Raw genomic sequence first — 18,929 nt, 5'->3', positions numbered from 1 at the left:
GATTTATTGTTTTATAATTGTTTGAGTAGTTTTATCGATTACTATGAAATAGGCCCCTGCTTTCAAAAAGGAAAAGTCAAGAACATTCTCTTCCTCTGGCTTGACAATAGATTTATCCAATCTGGCCGCTAGTCTTCCTAAAGCATCATATATTTTCACATCCTCTTTTAAATATTCTTTAATCAGAACTTTTATCTGGGAATGAAATGGATTGGGGTAAACTCTTGTATCTTCTGACGCTTTCTTCGGCTTATTTATTTCTGGTTCTTGAATGCTTAAAATGTTGTGGTTTAACTTAATTTCCTGCTCAAGACCATCTTTCAAATTAAAAGTTATTGCACAAACAGTATCTAATTGATTAACGGTAGCATTATCAGGATTACTTGCTACATTCCAGGAACCTCTTATATTTATCGTAATAGGCTTTACAGTTGATACCCAACCAGAAAAAGCATTATCAACCACATTCAGATCTGGTGAAACAATCTTAATATCTACACTATTTTCGCCTTCTTTTACAAAGAAAAGTGCTGCATTGTCAATCCCTGATACCTTACCGATACGAATATTCGGATTGGCATAAAAACTATTAAAAGCATAAACAGTATCGGCCAGAGATTTGACTACATGTAACGAATCATTTTGTCTCAGTATCTGAAACAGTTCACCATTATTTACTTTCTGTGCTATAGCATTTAATTTATTATTGTTTGTAGCCGGAACCACCACATAGTTATATTGACTATTATTAGTAGATGTTCCGTGGTCTATCCATGCCTTACTGGCATAAGCCGATGCCGTAGTTGAAGTATAATTGGTAGTATGTTGCGGACTAGATTGGTTTCCCCGGAATATATTGAGGTTTCTATTTCCCTTGGGGATATAATATCCTGTCCCCTGCGTATTTATTAAAGTTACAGACTGCTGACTCAGGTCTATTTGCTGATCAATTGCCCCGCTTTGCAGATTTTGGTTAATATAAATTGGCAAAGTATTATCTGCCTTTACGTTCTGAAAAAGGGTAGATATAACTTTCCCACTATTGTTTTGGGCCGATATACTGCTCCCTAAACAAACCATTAAACTATCAAAAGTAAATACGCTTTGTTTAAATTGTAATTGCTGTCCTATATATCTATTCCCTGGATTTTGAGCAAAATTAAGCCCGAATATCCCGTACTTCCCATTTCCCAAAGCGCCCGCATAGGCATTTGCCTGGTACTCACTTGCTGTACCAGATACTATTGGCTTTAAATCTTCGTAAGGAAGTACGACACTTGTAGTTCCTGGCATCATATTCCAATCCCAACCATTGCCCGCGGCTATATATCCAGAACTTGCCAGATTGCCATCATACAGTACTTCTAAAGATCCGTAGCTTTGATACCTGCCATATCTGTTCTCTGCGGTATAAATTTCGGATCCAAACATCCTATCTGTTAATCCTTTAGATACCGCTATCCAATTTCCTTTTCTATAAGTCCCCGTTTGCGCATAATTTAACTGATGATAGCCATCCAGATTTATAGCAGTCACAGGGTATTTATTACTCTGGTAGATATAGTTATAAAACTGAGCCATATCCGTATCATACGCCTGTCCGATCAGATCACCACCTACTTCGATAAATTTCTCTATACTGGCTGCATTTACAGGAACAGCAGCTGTAAATGGGGCTCTTCCTGATGTAGCATGCGGTATAAGGGTTCCTTTAGAAGTTTGTAGTAAAAGTGTTTTTAACGCTTTCTTCATGTTATTATAGGCTACAGAAGAAATTCGGAAAGGACTTCCCTTTAACTCGTAGGCTCTGGAAATCCAGGATGTATAAGAATATAAATAATTGAGATAAGCCGTTTGATGATGAAAAGCAGAACCATCTATTTTAATTCCGTCTCTTCCACCTTCACCCGTATATGTATATTGCTCCAGATATCTGGAAAAAGATTTCAGGTCTCTGGCAACAAGATTGTTATCTGCACCTAATAAAGCCAGCTCAAGTAATAAATTAGACTTTAGGTACATATAATCCAGTTCTAAACCTGGAGTTGGGCTAGCATTATAGATATTATTAAACTCATGCGACCATTTTAGCATCTTCACCATACTTTCTTTCACAGCCGTATTACTTAACAAAGGCAAAGCTTCTAAAAAGCCTATCGGAAAATTTCTGGCGGAAGAATAATCATTATAAGGTATAACCACCCTACCGCCTTCTGCCAAGCCCTGTTCTATTAAATAAGGAACAAAGGCGTTCAGTTTTGCCAGGGCATCGGCATCATTATTCTTCACATAAGCTCTGCTTAGGTAGGCTACATAATTAGAAATCTTAAGAAGGGTATCTAACTTATAGATATCATATATTCCCTTTCCATTTAAAGTTCCGTCGGGGTTAGTCGTAATATTTAATCCCGTAACATACGTTTTTGCTGTCGCTATTTGGGTAGCATTAGCACTACCTACAGTACGTTGATACTGATTTCTTAAAGACTGTATAGCTGTTATTTCTGAAGATGTTGCTGTTGTTACTGGTAAATCGGGTTGATTTTGATAAGACAAAATAGCTTGTGTATAATTACTGGTAAAACGAAAGTGCTGATAATCGTCTCCATTCTGAGGCCCCGGAACTCTTACATCTCCATTCTTGGCAAATGTCATTTCATCCATAAAGACCTCATTAGCATTTGTATTTCCCTGATATCCCCTATAAGTAACCGTTATTTTATTAAGCGGAAATCCTGGTTGTTCTGTTCCATTATTGTAATCGTAACGATAACTTCTGTGAAAATCTCGCCACCCTGTATAATTAAGCACAATACGGCCCTCTCTTTTTAGGTTGTTGGAGGTATCATAAAATCTAAAAACAAGGGTGTCTTTAGTAGCTGATTTGGAATAGATCCAAAATTGTGCTGCGTTTGCAGCATAGTTATAGATATCTGCAGTAGAAATTCCTAATCCTGAAATACTTAATACATCTCCCGTTTTGGTATTCCATGATAAACTTTGTGCTCCTTTCTTTTTATGCAGGTTCTTTATACTTAAAGCTCCCGAAGCATTGGATGAAAAATAAACCGGAACACCCGATTCAAAATCTTCGTACATAACCTGAGCAAAAGAGCTTTTAACAAAAAGACATAAAAACAGTAAGGGTAAAAGTTTGTTCATAATTGGCTTATCGTTTATAAAACCAAATTGCTTATAAAACGATTCTGACAGGGGGTAATGAATGGTTGAAGTAGGGTAAATTTTTCGTACCGGCTACTCTATTTTAAAGAATAAATCTTATTGGATAGACTTAAAATATCGCTAAGAATCCCTCTCATCCGGCTTACAGCCACCTTCTCCCTTATAGAGAAGGAAAATAAAAGATGAACAGAATTACTAAAAACAAAACAGCTATAACCTTTCCTATAATATCCTTCTACCTGCTCTGAAGAAGGTGCCCGAAGGGCAGATGAGGGAAACAGCAGATCATATTGAATCCCATTCTAATAAGAATAATTGATTATCCTACCTAAACTGTAACAACAAGCAATGGTGCGCCAGTGAATGGATAATTTGGGCCTGATATCCCAAAGCTATTTCGTGATTCTTTAAAACTTTAGAAAAACCACTCAACTCTAACCTCACTTCGTCTGCCGTGTATTTACTCAGCAGCCATTCGGCTTGTGGTCTAATTTTATATCGTTCTGTTAACGGAATGATAATAGCCTGTTGTAATCTGAAACGCCATTCTGCCGGTTCATCTATAAAATGTCTGTAATCTGCCAATACCCGGCTACGCCCTTGTATAGTGGCTACTATGCCAAAAGTTTCTCGAAACCCGGCAGATAAACGTAACTCCTGGCGAGAGTTAACTGGTCGTTTATGATAGAAATAAGATGGCGAAGCTATCAATTCCAGCCCTTTGGGATTTAAGGGAATAAAACTCCATCCACGTAATGAGTACTGAGCCCTGTCGTTTTCTAATGCCCTAGCCTGTACCTCTAAATCAGCTATAGACATTACTTCTTTAGTATATCTAAACCAATAGTTCACTTGAGCAAAAGACTTTATAGACATCATTAGCAACACTGCAGTTACCATTTTTTTCATGCTGCAAATCTTGCAATTTGCCTGGACTTTAAAAAATGCAATACTGGTTATGTAAACAACTTCAAACCTAGTTTGGATACTAACTGGCTTTCATGCCTACCCACAATGTATTTCAAAAATAACTATCTTAATGCATTAAAATGCGAGCTACCATACAAAGAAAATCTAGAGTTTGCCGGTCAAACCTAACTTCAGACATTTACATATAAGGCCATAACAATGAATAAAAAAAGTGGACTCTTAAAAAAATCAGCAAAACGGTTTGGATTGCACTGGGTATATTATTCATTTGCTGGCAATTTCATTCATTTCAGTCCCATGGCGTTAATAAAGCGGCTTTTCAATCAGACAATTACGTTACTGTAACAGAGACAACTGATTATTGCTCTTTCACTCCTACAGGGAGATATAAAAATGTTTTGTTTTTTTATCCAGGTGCAATGGTTGATCCCAAAGCTTATACACCGCTTTGTAAAAGAATCTCAGAAAATGATACTAAAGTATATCTGATAAAAATGCCTTTCAGGCTTGCCACTTACGGTTATAATAAACCAAAAACACTTCGTTTATTTAACGATACCACAAAGGTTTATATACTTGCCGGACATTCTCAAGGCGCCAAAATGGCGGCACAATTTGTGTATGAAAACCCCGGTTTGGCAGACAAGCTTATACTAATTGGTACCAGCCATCCGCGTGATATTTCTCTTGCCGATATCAGCATACCGGTACTTAAAATTTACGGTTCTAAAGATGGTGTTGCCGATGAGGAATCCCTCTTCAACAATCGATCTAAACTGCCTAAAAACACAATTTTTCAAAAAATCACCGGTGGTAACCATGCTCAATTTGGTTATTACGGATTTCAACTTGGCGATAATAAAGCTAGCATTACACGAGAAGAGCAACAAAACCAGACTTTAAATAGCATTGTTGAATTTATTAAAAATTAGAAACAGAAATGGTTAATATCGAAACAATAATAGCGGTGAGAGATATCCAGCAAAGCTCCCTTTTTTATCAAAATCTACTTGGATGTAAAAGTGCCCATGGTGGCGACACCTTCGAAATATTAAAAGATAACGATAAGGTTATCCTTTGTCTACACCGATGGGGCGAACATGACCATCCAACTATGCGCAATCCTACAGAAAAGGTTGGAAACGGAGTCATATTATTTTTTAGGGTTGATGATATAAAAGCAATTTTCAGCAGCGCTAAAAATCTTAATGCCAATATTGAGAAGGAAATTCATTACAACGAAAACTCGCTGAAGAACCAGTTTAGCTTATGGGATCCCGACGATTATTATCTTATTGTTTCGGAATAAGGCGTCCGAAGTCGGAAGACCGGAGACCAAAGTTTGAATTGATAGTTGTTCGTTTTCAGTCCGTAGTTTATCGTTTTGAATAAAGAGATAATGCCTTTTAATAAAGTTTAAAAGCAAAAAGCGACATACTGGAACTTAATAATACTAATAAACTAATTAAAAAACAGCCTGATTTGTAAACAATTAAAGTTTCCCACTAAGAAACCAAACCAAGAAAGTAAAAAACAATAATTATACTCCTCAGGCTGCTATAAATTTCGGAAATTTATTTCAGGATTTCCTTAATATCACTAATAACTTTTTCTGCCAGTTCGTTTGCTTCCCGTTCGGAAGACGACTCGGAATAAATTCTGATGATTGGCTCGGTGTTAGATTTTCTTAAATGCACCCACTGTTTTCCAAATTCAATCTTTACGCCGTCTATTGTATTTATAGGTTGCTCTTTATAACGCTCCTGGATTTTTAACAGCAAACCGTCGATATCCATTCCTGCCTCCAGTTCTATTTTATTTTTTGAAATAAAGTAAGCTGGATAACTTGTCCGCAATGCCGAAATTGATTTTCCCTCTTTAGCTAAATGAGACAAAAATAAACCGATACCAACCAAAGCATCCCTTCCGTAATGTGATTCCGGATAGATAATCCCACCGTTTCCTTCGCCACCAATAATCGCATTGGTCTCCTTCATTTTATTAACCACATTTACTTCCCCTACCGCCGCAGCATTATAAGTTTGTCCGGCTTCTTCGGTAACATCGCGAAGGGCTCGTGTCGAAGATAAATTAGAAACTGTATTTCCCGGTGTGTTTTTCAGAACATAATCAGCAACAGCCACCAATGTATATTCTTCTCCAAACATAGATCCGTCTTCATTTACAAAACACAAGCGGTCTACATCGGGGTCTACAACGATACCTAAATCGGCTTTATTTTCTTTTACAACTCTTGATATTTCTGTCAGATGCTCCGGAAGTGGCTCTGGATTATGAGGAAAATGCCCATTAGGTTCGCAATACAATTCGTACACAGTTTCTACGCCCAAAGCTCGTAACAAAGCAGGCACAAAAATACCTCCCGTAGAATTTACAGCATCTATAGCGACTTTAAATTTAGCTGCTTTAATTGCTGCTACATCTACCAATGGCAATGCCAATACTTTGTCTATATGTTTTTGAAGATAAGAATCGTCATAAGTTACTTTCCCAAGATGGTCTACATCAGAAAAAGAAAGATCTAAATCTTCGGCTAAAGCCAATACCTCTTTACCGTCCTGATCGCAGATAAACTCGCCTTTATTATTTAATAATTTTAGGGCATTCCACTGCTTTGGATTATGGCTTGCCGTTAAAATAATACCTCCTGCAGCATTTTCATCCGGCACAGCTACTTCTACAGTTGGCGTAGTAGACAAACCTAAGTCAACAACATCAACTCCGATACTTTGTAATGTACCCACTACCAGATTACGTACCATTTCGCCGGAAATACGAGCATCTCTGCCTACTACAATCTTATTATTTCCGGTTTTAGCTACAATCCATTTACCGTATGCCGCTGTAAATTTTATAATATCTACAGGAGTTAAGGCCTCACCGGCTTTACCTCCTATGGTTCCTCTAATCCCAGAGATAGACTTAATTAATGTCATTTTTCAGATTTTAATTTTTAACGAATATCTAAAATTTAAAAAAGAGTTGAAACTCTAAATGTAAGAACCGCATGTCCCAATCGGTTGGATTAACACGCCAGTGTCCGATAACAAAGATATAAATTACAGCTTGTGTCCGAACACATTTAACAATATTATTTTTTTTATGATTTACATTTTATACCTTGCGTTATCGAACACACTCGGATTTATTATGACAAATAAACAACCTACGCTATTAATTCTTGCTGCCGGAATGGCCAGCAGATACGGAAGCTTGAAACAAGTTGATAGTTTTGGTCCTTCGGGCGAAACAATTATCGATTATTCTATTTATGATGCGATAAAGGCAGGATTTAAAAAGGTGTCTTTTATTGTTAAGAAAGATTTCCATCACGAATTCAAAAGAATTTTTGACGAGAAACTAGCTGGTAAAATAGAGACAGATTATGTTTTTCAGGATTTTGATTTAACCAAATTTGGTATAGCTCAAGAAATTATCAGACAAAAACCATGGGGAACGGGACATGCGTTAATTTCTGCCAAAGACCAGATTGACGAGCCTTTTTGCATAATCAATGCCGACGATTTTTATGGATACGAATCTTTCGAAAAGATGTACAAGTTCTTAAGTGAGGAGGTTACCGATGAAAATCTTGCTTTAATGGGGTTTGAAGTAAACAACACACTTTCTGACCACGGAAAAGTATCCAGAGGAATTTTCTCTGTAGACGAAGAAGGTTATATGTCTGAAATTACCGAAAGGACGAAAGTTTATCGTGATAATGGTAAAATGGTTTTTGACGAACCAGAAGGCACTTTCCCAGTTCCTGAAAACAGCTATGCCTCTATGAATTTCTGGGGCTTCACTCCCAAGGTTTTTCAAGTAGGTATTGAAATGTTCAAAAATTTTGCCGCAGAGAACGATCAGGAAAACGGAACAAACGAATTTTATATTCCTTCTATCGCTGAAGAAATTATTAAATCGGGTAAAGCCAGGTTTAAAGTGTTACCTACTTCATCAACGTGGTTCGGTGTAACTTACAAAGAGGATAAACCTATTGTTCAGGAAAAATTGTCCGCATTGGTAAATGCTGGGGTATACCCAGAAAATTTGTGGTTTTAACACACAGGGTATGCATGTTTCAACATAGTTGAGAAATTTCTTTTTACCAATAAAAGAGATTTCTCAACTACATTGAAGAAAGTGCATTTAATACCAAGCTTCCTGAATAACGTTTAATTGGCTCGTTTTACTATACATCTGCTCCTGTCATATCGGTAAGCCGTTTTATAAAGCTCTACCAGATCTTTGTAAACTTCTTTTTGATAAGTCCCTTCTTTTAAAACCATTTTTCGGTGAACAAGAATTTTATTATCCCCAATCAATTGAGCGCTAAATTCGTACTCACCAAAAGGGTAAGATTTAACAATTGATATAGGCAAATTCTCTACCTTAAATTCTTTTGGCAAACTGTAAGAAATACTATCTACATCGGTATAACCTTCGTTAATATAAACTTCATTTTTGCGGCTCTCCGTATCGGGTAATTGGCGGGTACTTACATTTAAAGGATTGAGATCAAACTGTCCATACGGACCTTTGACTGTCGCATATTCTCGTGAAGCAAACTTCAATATTTCTCTGGTATTTGGAGTATTACCGATATTTCGATCTAGTTGATAGGTATGAACACCCAAGCTGGGGAATGGAAATATCTTCTTAAGATAGGTTTCCTTTCCTACAGGGGAAAGCACTTCAATATCGCCCCTGTTTTCCGATTGTATACCGGCAAATTTTGTTTCTATTTTACCAACAATATTTCCCCCAAGATCCAATGTAATATTGGCAGACCGAATCTGTAGATTGTCTTTCCAGGTGTATGCAGGGGTTTTATAAATATGTCCTCCGTCTTCTTTTATTACCAATACATTTCTATCCTGAGTAAAACTTCCCAGATAGCCAACGGGACTATCTTTACTGGTACATTCTAACCATATAGCTTCAGTATCCAATGGGACATATAGTATGATATGATTACCCTGCCCGCCACTTGCAAACGATTGATGTAAACTTACTTTTCTGCCCCCGGCATATACCTCCGTATAATAAGCTGTAATTCCTGCTGCTTTTAACAAAGCCATCGTATAATTACATAAGGCTTTGCAATCTCCATAAGATACATTATCTACTTCAGATGCTTTCATTGGCATAAAACCGCCGATACCTATCTGCACACTGATATACCTATTCTTCTTTTGCGCATATTGATAAATCAATCTTACTATTTCCTTTTTATCCTTGACATCCTTAACCAGGTTCTTCACACTCGCTTCTGTTTCTTTAGAAATTACATCACGCCCTTTTAAAAGTGCATTATTAACCCATTTACCATATTCCTGCCAATTGGAATAATTCCCCGATACGCCTTCATATACAAAATGTACAGGGCTAAACATCAAATTGGGCAAGCGGGTGTTTAGCAGTGGACTGTATGGCTCTTGTTTAAAAGCAGCTAAATCCTCCAGCTTCCAGGTTAGCACTTCTCTTTTACCTAAGGTTTGTATTTGCGGTTTATCGTCTAAACCATAGCCTGTATAATTAATTTGAAAAGTCGTGGGCTTAGAAATCTCTAAAGTAGACTGTTGTACGCTTACTTCTTCATCTGGTTGAGGGAACCAATCCGGAATAATTAAAGTTTGGTTCATAGCCACTTCACATTCCAGTTCGAATGTAACAGGGAATGTTTCTATAAACGGAGTATAAATCTTTACCCGGTCGTCTTCGAACAATGAATAATTGCTGATATAACTTTCATCTTTAAAATCAGATTGTTTTACTTTACCTACTAAAATCCCCCATTCATTATAAACGTTAACATTTAGTGATTTAATCTTTCTGGATTTATTATAAGGAATCTTAAAATTAACATATTCCCTTCCATTCTTGTCAAACACGGTAATCGCCTTTTTAAACTTATACACCATGTTATCTGGGGCATTAATCAGAATCTGTCTGGAATCTTTTCTTACAACTACTGTAGCTTCCTGCTTTAAATGAGAAGGAATATTTTTCACCTGATAATCCTGTCCTCTAACAGACATTAGATTTACCGCAAACAGAGCCATTACGGCAACGATTTTCCTCATTTGGCTGCTGTTTTAGAAATTATTAGTTCGGTTTTATTCACCTGGACAATTTTATTGTAGAGTTCTTTTAGGTATTGATACTCATCACTAAAATAAATAGGTTTATCTATAACTACCTTTTCGTACATACTAATTATGTTATCGTTCCTCATCTCAACCTGACAAATATAATGTCCACTTCCTTTGGGTAATTGTAAAGCAACAGCAGGCGAAGCATAATCCAGTTTAAAATTGCTAGGAATCTTCAAGTTTAAAACAGTGTTAGATTCTGTTTTCGCTCCAAAATCAACAGGATATATTCTTTCATCCAGTTTAAATGGGTTCTCCTTCATATGTCCCATAAAGAACGGATTTATAGACAATTTATCTCCATGGAGATTATCAAAAGCATCTATTTCAATATTCAATTCTTCTACAAGTGGAGCCGCGAGAGAATCTAAATTACTGATTTTGAAATCTAATATTTTTATACCTGGTGTTTTCTGTCTTAATTCATCTATATATTTATTTTCAGAGGCATAGGTTTTAATTAGCTTTCGCTTACTCAAGGCATCATAACCGTAATATCTTTTAACAACTTGTCCCTTTATTAAACCTGTAGAGTCCAGCTCCAGATTCATATATTCCCATTTTTTAAATTTTTCAGTTGGTTTTAAACTTACCCAATAACAAGAATCTTTACCAATTGCTCTCGCCTGATCGTTTAAACAACGGTACGGTAGCATTCCAAAATCAAGTTCTTTATCCGAAGCATCCAGCAAATAAGATTTGTCATTAACATTAACCTTGGCAATCACATAATTAAAGTCGCTCATTACCGGAAAAAGCCTGGTGGGTAGTCCATTATCTCTGGTAGATACAAGTACCGGCTCAGTATCTACTTTTGCGTATTGTAAAGCTCCAATCAAAGCGAGATTGATATCTCCTATATTACCGATCCGGGATTCATATGCCTTTTTTAAGCCTAAATCGGCATATTTCCCATAATAATTATTCCATTTATACCAATTCTTAACAATATCATAAACTTTCCTTGCAACAATTTCTTTGTCAGTTTCCGTTTCTATTATTGGCTTCAGCTCGTTTTTAAATAAATCAGAATTTCGTTTGATCTGCAATCCAAAATCATCATTAGACTTTAGCTCGTTATAAATGTCTTGCCATGTTTTCGTAAACTTTTTTGTGGTGCCATTAAAATATTTAATTTCTATAAGCTCGAAATTGACAGATGAAAGATAATTCTCTCCACTTGTCATATATTCCTCTTCTATGAAAGCTGGAATATTTTTCATTTCATATTTATACAAACCACAATCCGCAACACCACCGCCAACTTTAAAGCAATCTTTTACCAATTCTGATTTTGAGTCCGACAACTTATAAAACCCTTTAAGGGAAATATTATAGTTATAGTTTCCCGGTATTTTCGCCCAATACACACTTTCCTTTTTTGGAATTGTTGATTGAAAATTCCACTTTTTAAAATTGTAAATAAAAGGGCTGTCTACCTTGTAGCAATATTCTATTATGGTACCAACCTTCACATTAGGAATAGCAAACTTTACAACGTCTAAATAGTTATTCTTTTTCTCTGTATAGATATTTTTCCGGTCTAACTCCGTCTTACGGTATGTATTATTTTCATCCAGCGTATGAGACACTGCTCTTATGTCGTAAATCTTCTCAAAGTAATTTGAATCCTGCTTTCTTAAGGGTATAGAGATATTTGCCTCATTAATTCCCTTATCATTGAGTATTTTGATTTTCACATAGTATTCAAAAATTAGACCTTGTCCTTCCCCTTCTGAAATAAATGAATAGCCATATTCACTTATTACAAAAGAATTTGCAGAAGAATCTGGGGAATAAACCTTCATATCTAAATGCTCTCTGTCTAATAATCCAAACTTATATTCCGTTCTCTGAGCAAAAGAACTTAGAAAAAACAGCAAAAGGTTTATTAAAGCAACTATTTTCTTCATACCATTAACAAATGAAAATTTAAAAACAAATATTTAACAATTTAAAAGAAAAACAAAACATTTAAATTAAAAAAAAGATATTACAACATAAGAATTTAACGAATTTCTTTACTGGCAACCTTCCCATAGAACCTTTTTCGGCTTTCGTTGTTAGTAAACAGTTATCTAGTAACAAAGAAAAACAGCTTAGTCATGAATAAAGTAAAATATCTATCAATAGTAATTGTCATTTTTGCAGTTCTAACTATGGCTTGCAAAAGTAATCCCAATCTTTACGTCGCTTCAAAACAAGTTGATTGCGTTGGCGCTGGTCCGCAGAAATGCTTATTGGTAAAAGAAAACAAAGACGAAAACTGGACTTATTTATATGATAATATCCAGGGATTCAACTACGAGCCGGGATATGAATACGAACTAATTATTAAAAAAGAGAATATCGCTAACCCTCCGGCAGATGCGTCTTCGATTCGTTATATCCTGGTAAAGGAGCTTTCTAAAACGAAAAAGGATTCTGAGAATCTTCCGGATTAAGCTTCTTAAAAGCAGCTAGAAAGATTTACTAAAACCTCTTTTTAATAGTTAAATTTGAGCACTATCGGCACATCCCTTAGTATTGAAAAGAAGTTGATCTATCACTTCTCCTAATTTTCAATAAATTAGACAGAATTCTTTTTAAAAAACCTTATCTTTGCACCTTTCAAATTTCACATCAATGAATCATCCTGTAAAGATTAAAAACGCTTTAATTTCAGTCTTTTACAAAGACAATTTAGAACCACTTATTCTTCAACTTCAAAAGCTGGGAGTAAATATTTACTCTACTGGCGGAACCGAAACCTTCATTAAAAACCTAGGGGTTGATGTAATTCCGGTTGAAGATTTAACTTCTTACCCATCTATTTTAGGTGGAAGGGTAAAAACTTTGCATCCAAAAGTTTTTGGTGGAATTCTAAACAGAAGAGATAACACAGGTGATCAGGAGCAAATCGCTCAATATGAAATTCCAGAAATAGATTTAGTTATTGTTGATCTTTATCCTTTTGAGGAAACGGTTAGGTCTGGTGCAGAGGAACAAGCTATTATCGAGAAAATCGATATTGGTGGAATTTCTTTAATCAGAGCGGCTGCAAAAAACCACAAAGATGTTGTAATTATAGCTTCTAAAGATGATTATTCTACATTAAACAATATGTTAGAAGCGCAAAACGGATCTACATCTTTAGAGCAACGCAGAGCGTTTGCAAGAAACGCATTTAACGTTTCTTCGCATTACGATACAGCAATCTTCAACTGGTTCAATCAAGGTGATGATACATTAAATGTATTTAAACAAAGCGAGCAAAAAGCTTCTGTTTTACGTTACGGAGAAAACCCTCATCAAAAAGGCTTTTTCTATGGTGATTTAGACGCCATGTTCGATAAATTGAATGGAAAAGAGCTTTCTTATAATAATTTAGTGGATGTTGATGCAGCAGTAGCATTAATAGATGAATTTACAGAACCTACTTTTGCTATCCTAAAGCATACCAATGCTTGTGGTGTTGCCAGCAGAACTAATTTGTTTGAGGCATGGAACGATGCCCTGGCTTGTGACCCGGTTTCTGCTTTTGGTGGTGTAATCATTTGCAATGGCGAAGTAGACGAAGCTACAGCTACAGAAATCAATAAATTATTCTTCGAGGTTTTAATCGCTCCTTCTTATAGTAAAGAAGCTGAAGCTATTATCACCACCAAGAAAAACAGAATCATTTTAAGAAGAAAAGATATTGAGCTTCCTAAAAGATTATTCAAAACTTTATTAAACGGCGTTATAGAGCAAGACAAAGACAATACTTGCGAAGGCCCGGAACAAATGACTACGGTTACAGAGAAACAACCAACAGCACAAGAATTAAAAGACTTATTCTTTGCGAATAAAGTAGTTAAACACACTAAATCTAATACCATTGTTTTCGCTAAAAACGATACATTGATTGCTAGCGGTGTTGGACAGACTTCCAGAGTTGACGCGTTAAAACAAGCGGTTATTAAAGCAGAGTCTTTTGGTTTTGATTTAAAAGGTTCTGTTATGGCATCTGATGCTTTCTTCCCTTTCCCTGATTGTGTTGAATTAGCTGCTGAAGCAGGAATTACTGCGGTTTTACAACCGGGTGGCTCTATTAAAGACCAGGATTCTATTGACAAGGCTAATGAAAAAGGTTTAGCAATGGTGACTACCGGAGTTAGACACTTTAAACATTAATCAGCCAATAACTGAATAAAACAAAACAGGAGATATATGCGCTATATCTCCTGTTTTGTTTTTTATCGATTCCTGCCCACACTAAAGATTACACTTACCAATTTTCTATAAACCTATACGATGGTCGATTCTGCTTCCAGATGTTTAGAAGACAAAGCACATATTAGTCCGAGACAGATTCGGCAGTTTTAGCCTCATTCTTCGATATTTCTTGTAGTCGGATTCGGCTGTTGCCGAAGCTTTGTCGAAGAAATACCCCTTTTTGTCGAAGACTTGTCGAAGCGCACCCGAAGAAAACTACTGTTTTGTCGAACAACTGTCGAAGAAATCTCAAAGAAAATTCGAAACAGACCCAAATCTGTCTCGAATCAGAATGCCCTTTGTCTCGGAAGAATCTCGAACATTTAGGAATAAAGTAATCCAGGAGTGTTTAATAAATTGTGTCGTTGTTTTATAAGACAGTCTACATTAGAATATGTTATTCTAAATATCAGTTTTTAGACGATCAATCGTCCAATACCATTCCTTTATAAAACCAAGTCACCGGTTGTGCCCTTTCCTATTAGAAAACCGATTACGCTGAATGGGCTTTCTACAAAGTCACAACTTCTCCCATCCTACCTTCAGCGGTTATTACTCTGAATTTATAAGTCTTTTTAGCATCGTACGCTACAGACTGCCCAACCTTTTCAGATCTTAAACCGGGTTCTTCTCCGTTATCGGTATAAAAAATATCAAACCCCGGATATTCAACATTTAGTAATAACTTGCCAGCAGCTTCTTTTATTCCAATTGCAGGCAAACGATAATGATATCCTCCGTTAATTACATTAAGTTTTCCCAGCTCATCCTCTCCTACCTTCGCTACAAAGTTTTTATAATCTTTATCGAAAGCAGACTTATCAAACGTATTATTTTTCTCCCAAATAGTTTCCTTAGCCCAGGCCCGTTCTGCTAATGCTAACATTCTCGGATACAACATATATTCCTGTCGGTCGGTCGTTAAAATCTTCTCAGACCAAGCGCCAGATTTAATACCTATTATATTCTGCTTTCCCTTTGCAGTCAATCTCTCTTTCTTTTCAAAAAGAGCCGATGTTACTTTCTTCCCTTTACTATCCTCTGTTATATTAAGGAAAAAATTAGTTGGTAAAAACGAGTAAGCCTTGTACAAATCGATAAACCCTGCCCAGGTATGTCCCGGTTCATCAAAAACATTTCTCCACGCTAAGTCAAAATAAAGGTTACTTGCACTGGTATAAACCACTGGATACCCGGCATTGGCAAGTTTGTAAGCGAGATCTTCCTGCCCTCCTCCAACAATATTATTCCACACGTCTAGTCTGATACCTCTGTTCGCCAGAGCCGGATTAACTTTCATTCCCTTCCCGTCGTTCTTCATTCCCATTTCTTCCCATCCGGCTAAAGTCAAACCTTTCTCTTTGCATAAATCCGATATCCTGCTAATATAATAAGGCCATACTTCGTAAACAGAGGTCATTTTCAAGCTATCCATAAGAGATTTAATTTTAGGAGATTTCTCCCACGACCCACGCGGGACTTCATCGCCTCCCAAATGAATTTGCTTCATCTCTAAACCGGCCTTCTTGTACATTAACTTTACCTCATCGATAACGGTGGAGATGAATCGATAAGTAGATGGCATGCCTACGTTCATTACATTATCGCTCCAATATTGTGCAGAACTGTAGATAGATAAATCCAACGGATCATTTAATAAATAACGCTCGGCTTCTGCAATATTCCCCAACGCCAGATATTTTTGATACCTGGCCTGCATAGACTTAATTGCTGCTCTGGAATGCCCAGGTGTTTCTATTTCTGTTACCACTTCTATATGATTCTCTTTTGCATACCTAAGTATCTCAATAAAATCCTCTTCCGTATAATATTGATTTTTTGAAGCAATTGCTCCCGAACCATAAGAAGGCTGCAGACTTAAACCGGTGGAATAACCCGCCGATCTCCTGCTACCAACTTCCGTTAGTTCTGGAATAGACTTTATTTCCAACCTCCAACCTTCATCATCAATCAAATGCATGTGCAATTTATTCAGTTTGTACATCGCCATTGCATCAATAATTCTAAAAATAGCCGACTTATCGTGGAAGTTTCTCGCCACATCTATCGAAACTCCTCTGTATCCAAATCTTGGGCTATCATTAATGCTAAGTTCAGGCAGCACTACTGACGATGATTTTTTCCATTGATTTGCAGAAATCAAAGATTTTATACTCTGAATAGCATAAAAAGCTCCGGCTGTACCGGAAGCTTTAATTTCCAATTTATTGCTTTGTATTTCTATTTTGTAAGATTCGGCGCCTAAATTTTTGTCTAAAACAAAACTCACAACACTTCCATTATTTTTAACAGGACTCAAATCGATACCCAAAGTAGATTTAAAGAATTCCTTTATCCTACCTGCTTCCTTCTCAAACTGGGGTTGAAATATTAGAGAAGTAGAACCTGACAAAACAAATCCCTTTCCTGTTTTTAATTGGAGTGTTTGCGGCGTTGGAATAATCAATTGCTTTTCGCCACCCAGATTTTTATTATTAATGTCATATTGCGCTGCCAATTTTATTTTCTGCTGAGCTGGAGTAAATACATCCGTATTTATATCATAGTTTCTAATATTATTGGTCTCATTTGTTTTCTCATTCAAAACATATAGTCCAGAGGGCACATCTGTAAAATTTGGTACCAGCCCTTTAGTAACATAGTTTATCTCCAGTTTTCCTTTGGCAGGAATAAAAAGGTTTGCTTCTTCAAATCCCAAACGATACAGGTCGCCATTTTTATGAGTAATGCTAAACCTTTTATCTACAGAAAGCGGGTCTATTCTTCTCATGTAATTAAACCAGATACTCCAGTCGTTGCAGGAAATAGGCTTATCTGTAGGATTTATAATTGTCAACCTCGACACCGGGTTTGCCTTACCTGTTTCCGTATCTATTAAATCCCATTTGACTTCTATAATTTCATGAATAGCATCAGACATCCCTCTTAAGCTGCAAAAAAGTAAGACGATTACTAATAATTTATATCTCATTGTAAAAATTTAAAAAGAGTTTATATACATAAGACACTTTAATACACATTTAGGATCCATGAATATCTTAAATATTTCTGCATAAAATACTTTTCCTTTAGATGTTTTTCTAAAAGATACTACTACTATGATTTAAAAGTTAAATTCCTGGATCGAAATACTGAATATCTTTACCTAAGACATTATCATTCCCTTTGGTTATTGGAACTGTAAAAGAGATAAAAGAAAGATTAAAAGAATTGGCACTTATTATCACATCTGAGAAGACAATATGTTTAGATATTGAAAGTGATATGACTAAGGAGTATAGGTTTTAATTTTATTGTGGAAATAATTTCAAGGCGAATAATTCGCCTTGAAACCATAAGTGTTCGCAAAGAATCACCGATATTTTCGGATTCAATGAAAAATTCTCAGCTCTAATGAGGCATACTAAAAGAAAGCGAAATATCATGACTTCCTACTTTAACACCACTTTTAGCCGCGTTAAAGTTATAACAGTAACCTATCCTCATATTATTCTTAACATTATTCAGTTGATAAGACATATTGGCTCTTAAAATGGATTGTGATATACTTTTTTCATCGGCTCCCATAAATGAATTTCGCTCTTCAACACGTTGCCTAAATCCTACTCCTAAAACAAATGACTTTTCCATCATAATAGAAGTATTGATATCCAAAGAAGTAATACCTCCCATATTTTTAATAAATAAAACAGAGGGCATCACTACTAAATTGTCTTCCGTCTCGTAATTAGCTCCCAAAATTAAATACATATTAATCTTACGGAAAGTAGGAGGCACTTGATAGGAAAAACTATTATTGTTGGTATATAAAGACAATATATTATCAAAAGAAAGTCCTAAGTAGTATTGTTTCTTTAGGGTTCCCAACAGGCCAACACGCCCATCTAATTTAGAACTATAGACATTTTGCCTTGCTAAAGGGTCTAGCGGATTTGCAGTTACCTGATCATAAAGATTTATATTATACTGCTGTAACCCCAAACCCAATGAAGACGACATAATGATATCTTCTGAAACCTGTAAGTGATAAACATAATTACCGTAGCCTACGCTGTAACTATCGTTTCCAAAAGTATTTTTTACCGCGTTAAAGCCGATGGCGCATCTCAGTTTAGGTAAACTGAAATGCCCGGCAGCAGATACGGTATAGTTTTTCGCACCACTTACTTCCCCTGTTCCTGCAACCTGATACTGTAGGTTTGCAGAAGCTTTGGTATGAAGTCCCATAAATGCCGGGTTGATGTAAGACTTATCTAACAGATACTGACTGCCTTGAAATTCTGTTTGGGCTTTGCCTTGTTGTATATTGCTAAGTGTAACTACACTTAGCAATAGATATATTCTTTTTAAAATATTCACGCTTTAAATAATTAAAATCTAACC

The 18,929-nt window shown here is 36.1% G+C and carries 12 protein-coding genes; 5 read left to right on the top strand and 7 right to left on the bottom strand.

From position 1 onward, the window contains the following. Positions 1-3 precede the first annotated feature (3 nt). Both PEDSA_RS00295 and PEDSA_RS00290 read right to left on the bottom strand, forming a co-directional pair. A complete protein-coding gene (locus PEDSA_RS00295) occupies positions 4-3,162 on the bottom strand; it encodes a polysaccharide lyase family 8 super-sandwich domain-containing protein (RefSeq protein WP_013631148.1) in 3,159 nt (1,052 codons plus the stop codon). Positions 3,163-3,507: 345 nt separating this feature from the next. Beyond that, the gene (locus tag PEDSA_RS00290; RefSeq protein WP_013631147.1) at positions 3,508-4,092 is read right to left on the bottom strand and encodes a hypothetical protein; all 585 of its coding nucleotides are present in this window, start codon (positions 4,090-4,092) and stop codon (positions 3,508-3,510) included. 440 nt (positions 4,093-4,532) lie between these two features. On the opposite strand from PEDSA_RS00290, the gene PEDSA_RS00285 reads away from it, so the two are divergent. Both PEDSA_RS00285 and PEDSA_RS00280 read left to right on the top strand, forming a co-directional pair. Next, positions 4,533-5,045, top strand: coding sequence for an alpha/beta hydrolase (locus PEDSA_RS00285; protein WP_052305743.1), 513 nt, complete (start codon positions 4,533-4,535; stop codon positions 5,043-5,045). A gap of 8 nt (positions 5,046-5,053) precedes the next feature. Continuing rightward, complete coding sequence (locus tag PEDSA_RS00280) at positions 5,054-5,422, top strand: VOC family protein (RefSeq protein ID WP_013631146.1); 369 nt, start codon at positions 5,054-5,056, stop codon at positions 5,420-5,422. A gap of 265 nt (positions 5,423-5,687) precedes the next feature. Here PEDSA_RS00280 and glmM read toward each other — a convergent pair whose 3' ends face one another. Beyond that, entirely contained in the window at positions 5,688-7,070 is a 1,383-nt protein-coding gene (gene glmM / locus PEDSA_RS00275; protein WP_013631145.1) for a phosphoglucosamine mutase, read from the bottom strand. A 214-nt stretch (positions 7,071-7,284) separates the two neighbouring features. Here glmM and PEDSA_RS00270 point away from each other — a divergent pair, with 214 nt between their 5' ends. Next, positions 7,285-8,196: a nucleotidyltransferase family protein gene (locus PEDSA_RS00270; protein WP_041536916.1), complete on the top strand. Its 912-nt coding sequence runs from the start codon at positions 7,285-7,287 to the stop codon at positions 8,194-8,196. A 113-nt stretch (positions 8,197-8,309) separates the two neighbouring features. Here PEDSA_RS00270 and PEDSA_RS00265 read toward each other — a convergent pair whose 3' ends face one another. Next, entirely contained in the window at positions 8,310-10,220 is a 1,911-nt protein-coding gene (locus PEDSA_RS00265; RefSeq protein WP_013631143.1) for a DUF3857 domain-containing protein, read from the bottom strand. Beyond that, entirely contained in the window at positions 10,217-12,202 is a 1,986-nt protein-coding gene (locus tag PEDSA_RS00260) for a DUF3857 domain-containing protein (RefSeq protein WP_013631142.1), read from the bottom strand. Before PEDSA_RS00260 ends, PEDSA_RS00265 begins: the two co-directional genes overlap by 4 nt. A 192-nt stretch (positions 12,203-12,394) precedes the next feature. On the opposite strand from PEDSA_RS00260, the gene PEDSA_RS00255 reads away from it, so the two are divergent. Both PEDSA_RS00255 and purH read left to right on the top strand, forming a co-directional pair. Continuing rightward, positions 12,395-12,733 carry a DUF4377 domain-containing protein gene (locus PEDSA_RS00255; protein ID WP_013631141.1) on the top strand — a complete coding sequence of 113 codons (339 nt, stop codon included), beginning with the start codon at positions 12,395-12,397 and terminating at the stop codon, positions 12,731-12,733. 181 nt (positions 12,734-12,914) lie between these two features. Next, positions 12,915-14,444 carry a bifunctional phosphoribosylaminoimidazolecarboxamide formyltransferase/IMP cyclohydrolase gene (gene purH / locus PEDSA_RS00250; RefSeq protein WP_013631140.1) on the top strand — a complete coding sequence of 510 codons (1,530 nt, stop codon included), beginning with the start codon at positions 12,915-12,917 and terminating at the stop codon, positions 14,442-14,444. A gap of 592 nt (positions 14,445-15,036) precedes the next feature. Here the strand turns inward: purH and PEDSA_RS00245 are convergent. Together PEDSA_RS00245 and PEDSA_RS00240 are read right to left on the bottom strand one after the other, a co-directional pair. Beyond that, on the bottom strand, positions 15,037-17,517 hold the full coding sequence (locus PEDSA_RS00245; RefSeq protein WP_013631139.1) for a family 20 glycosylhydrolase: 2,481 nt from the start codon (positions 17,515-17,517) through the stop codon (positions 15,037-15,039). A 419-nt stretch (positions 17,518-17,936) separates the two neighbouring features. Continuing rightward, positions 17,937-18,905, bottom strand: coding sequence for a PorP/SprF family type IX secretion system membrane protein (locus PEDSA_RS00240; protein ID WP_041536915.1), 969 nt, complete (start codon positions 18,903-18,905; stop codon positions 17,937-17,939). Positions 18,906-18,929: the final 24 nt, after the last annotated feature.

Origin of the sequence: Pseudopedobacter saltans DSM 12145, from assembly GCF_000190735.1 — a bacterium.
GTDB lineage: Bacteria > Bacteroidota > Bacteroidia > Sphingobacteriales > Sphingobacteriaceae > Pseudopedobacter > Pseudopedobacter saltans.
Note: the sequence above shows the minus strand (reverse complement) of the source record. Positions and strands in the feature narration are given on the sequence as shown.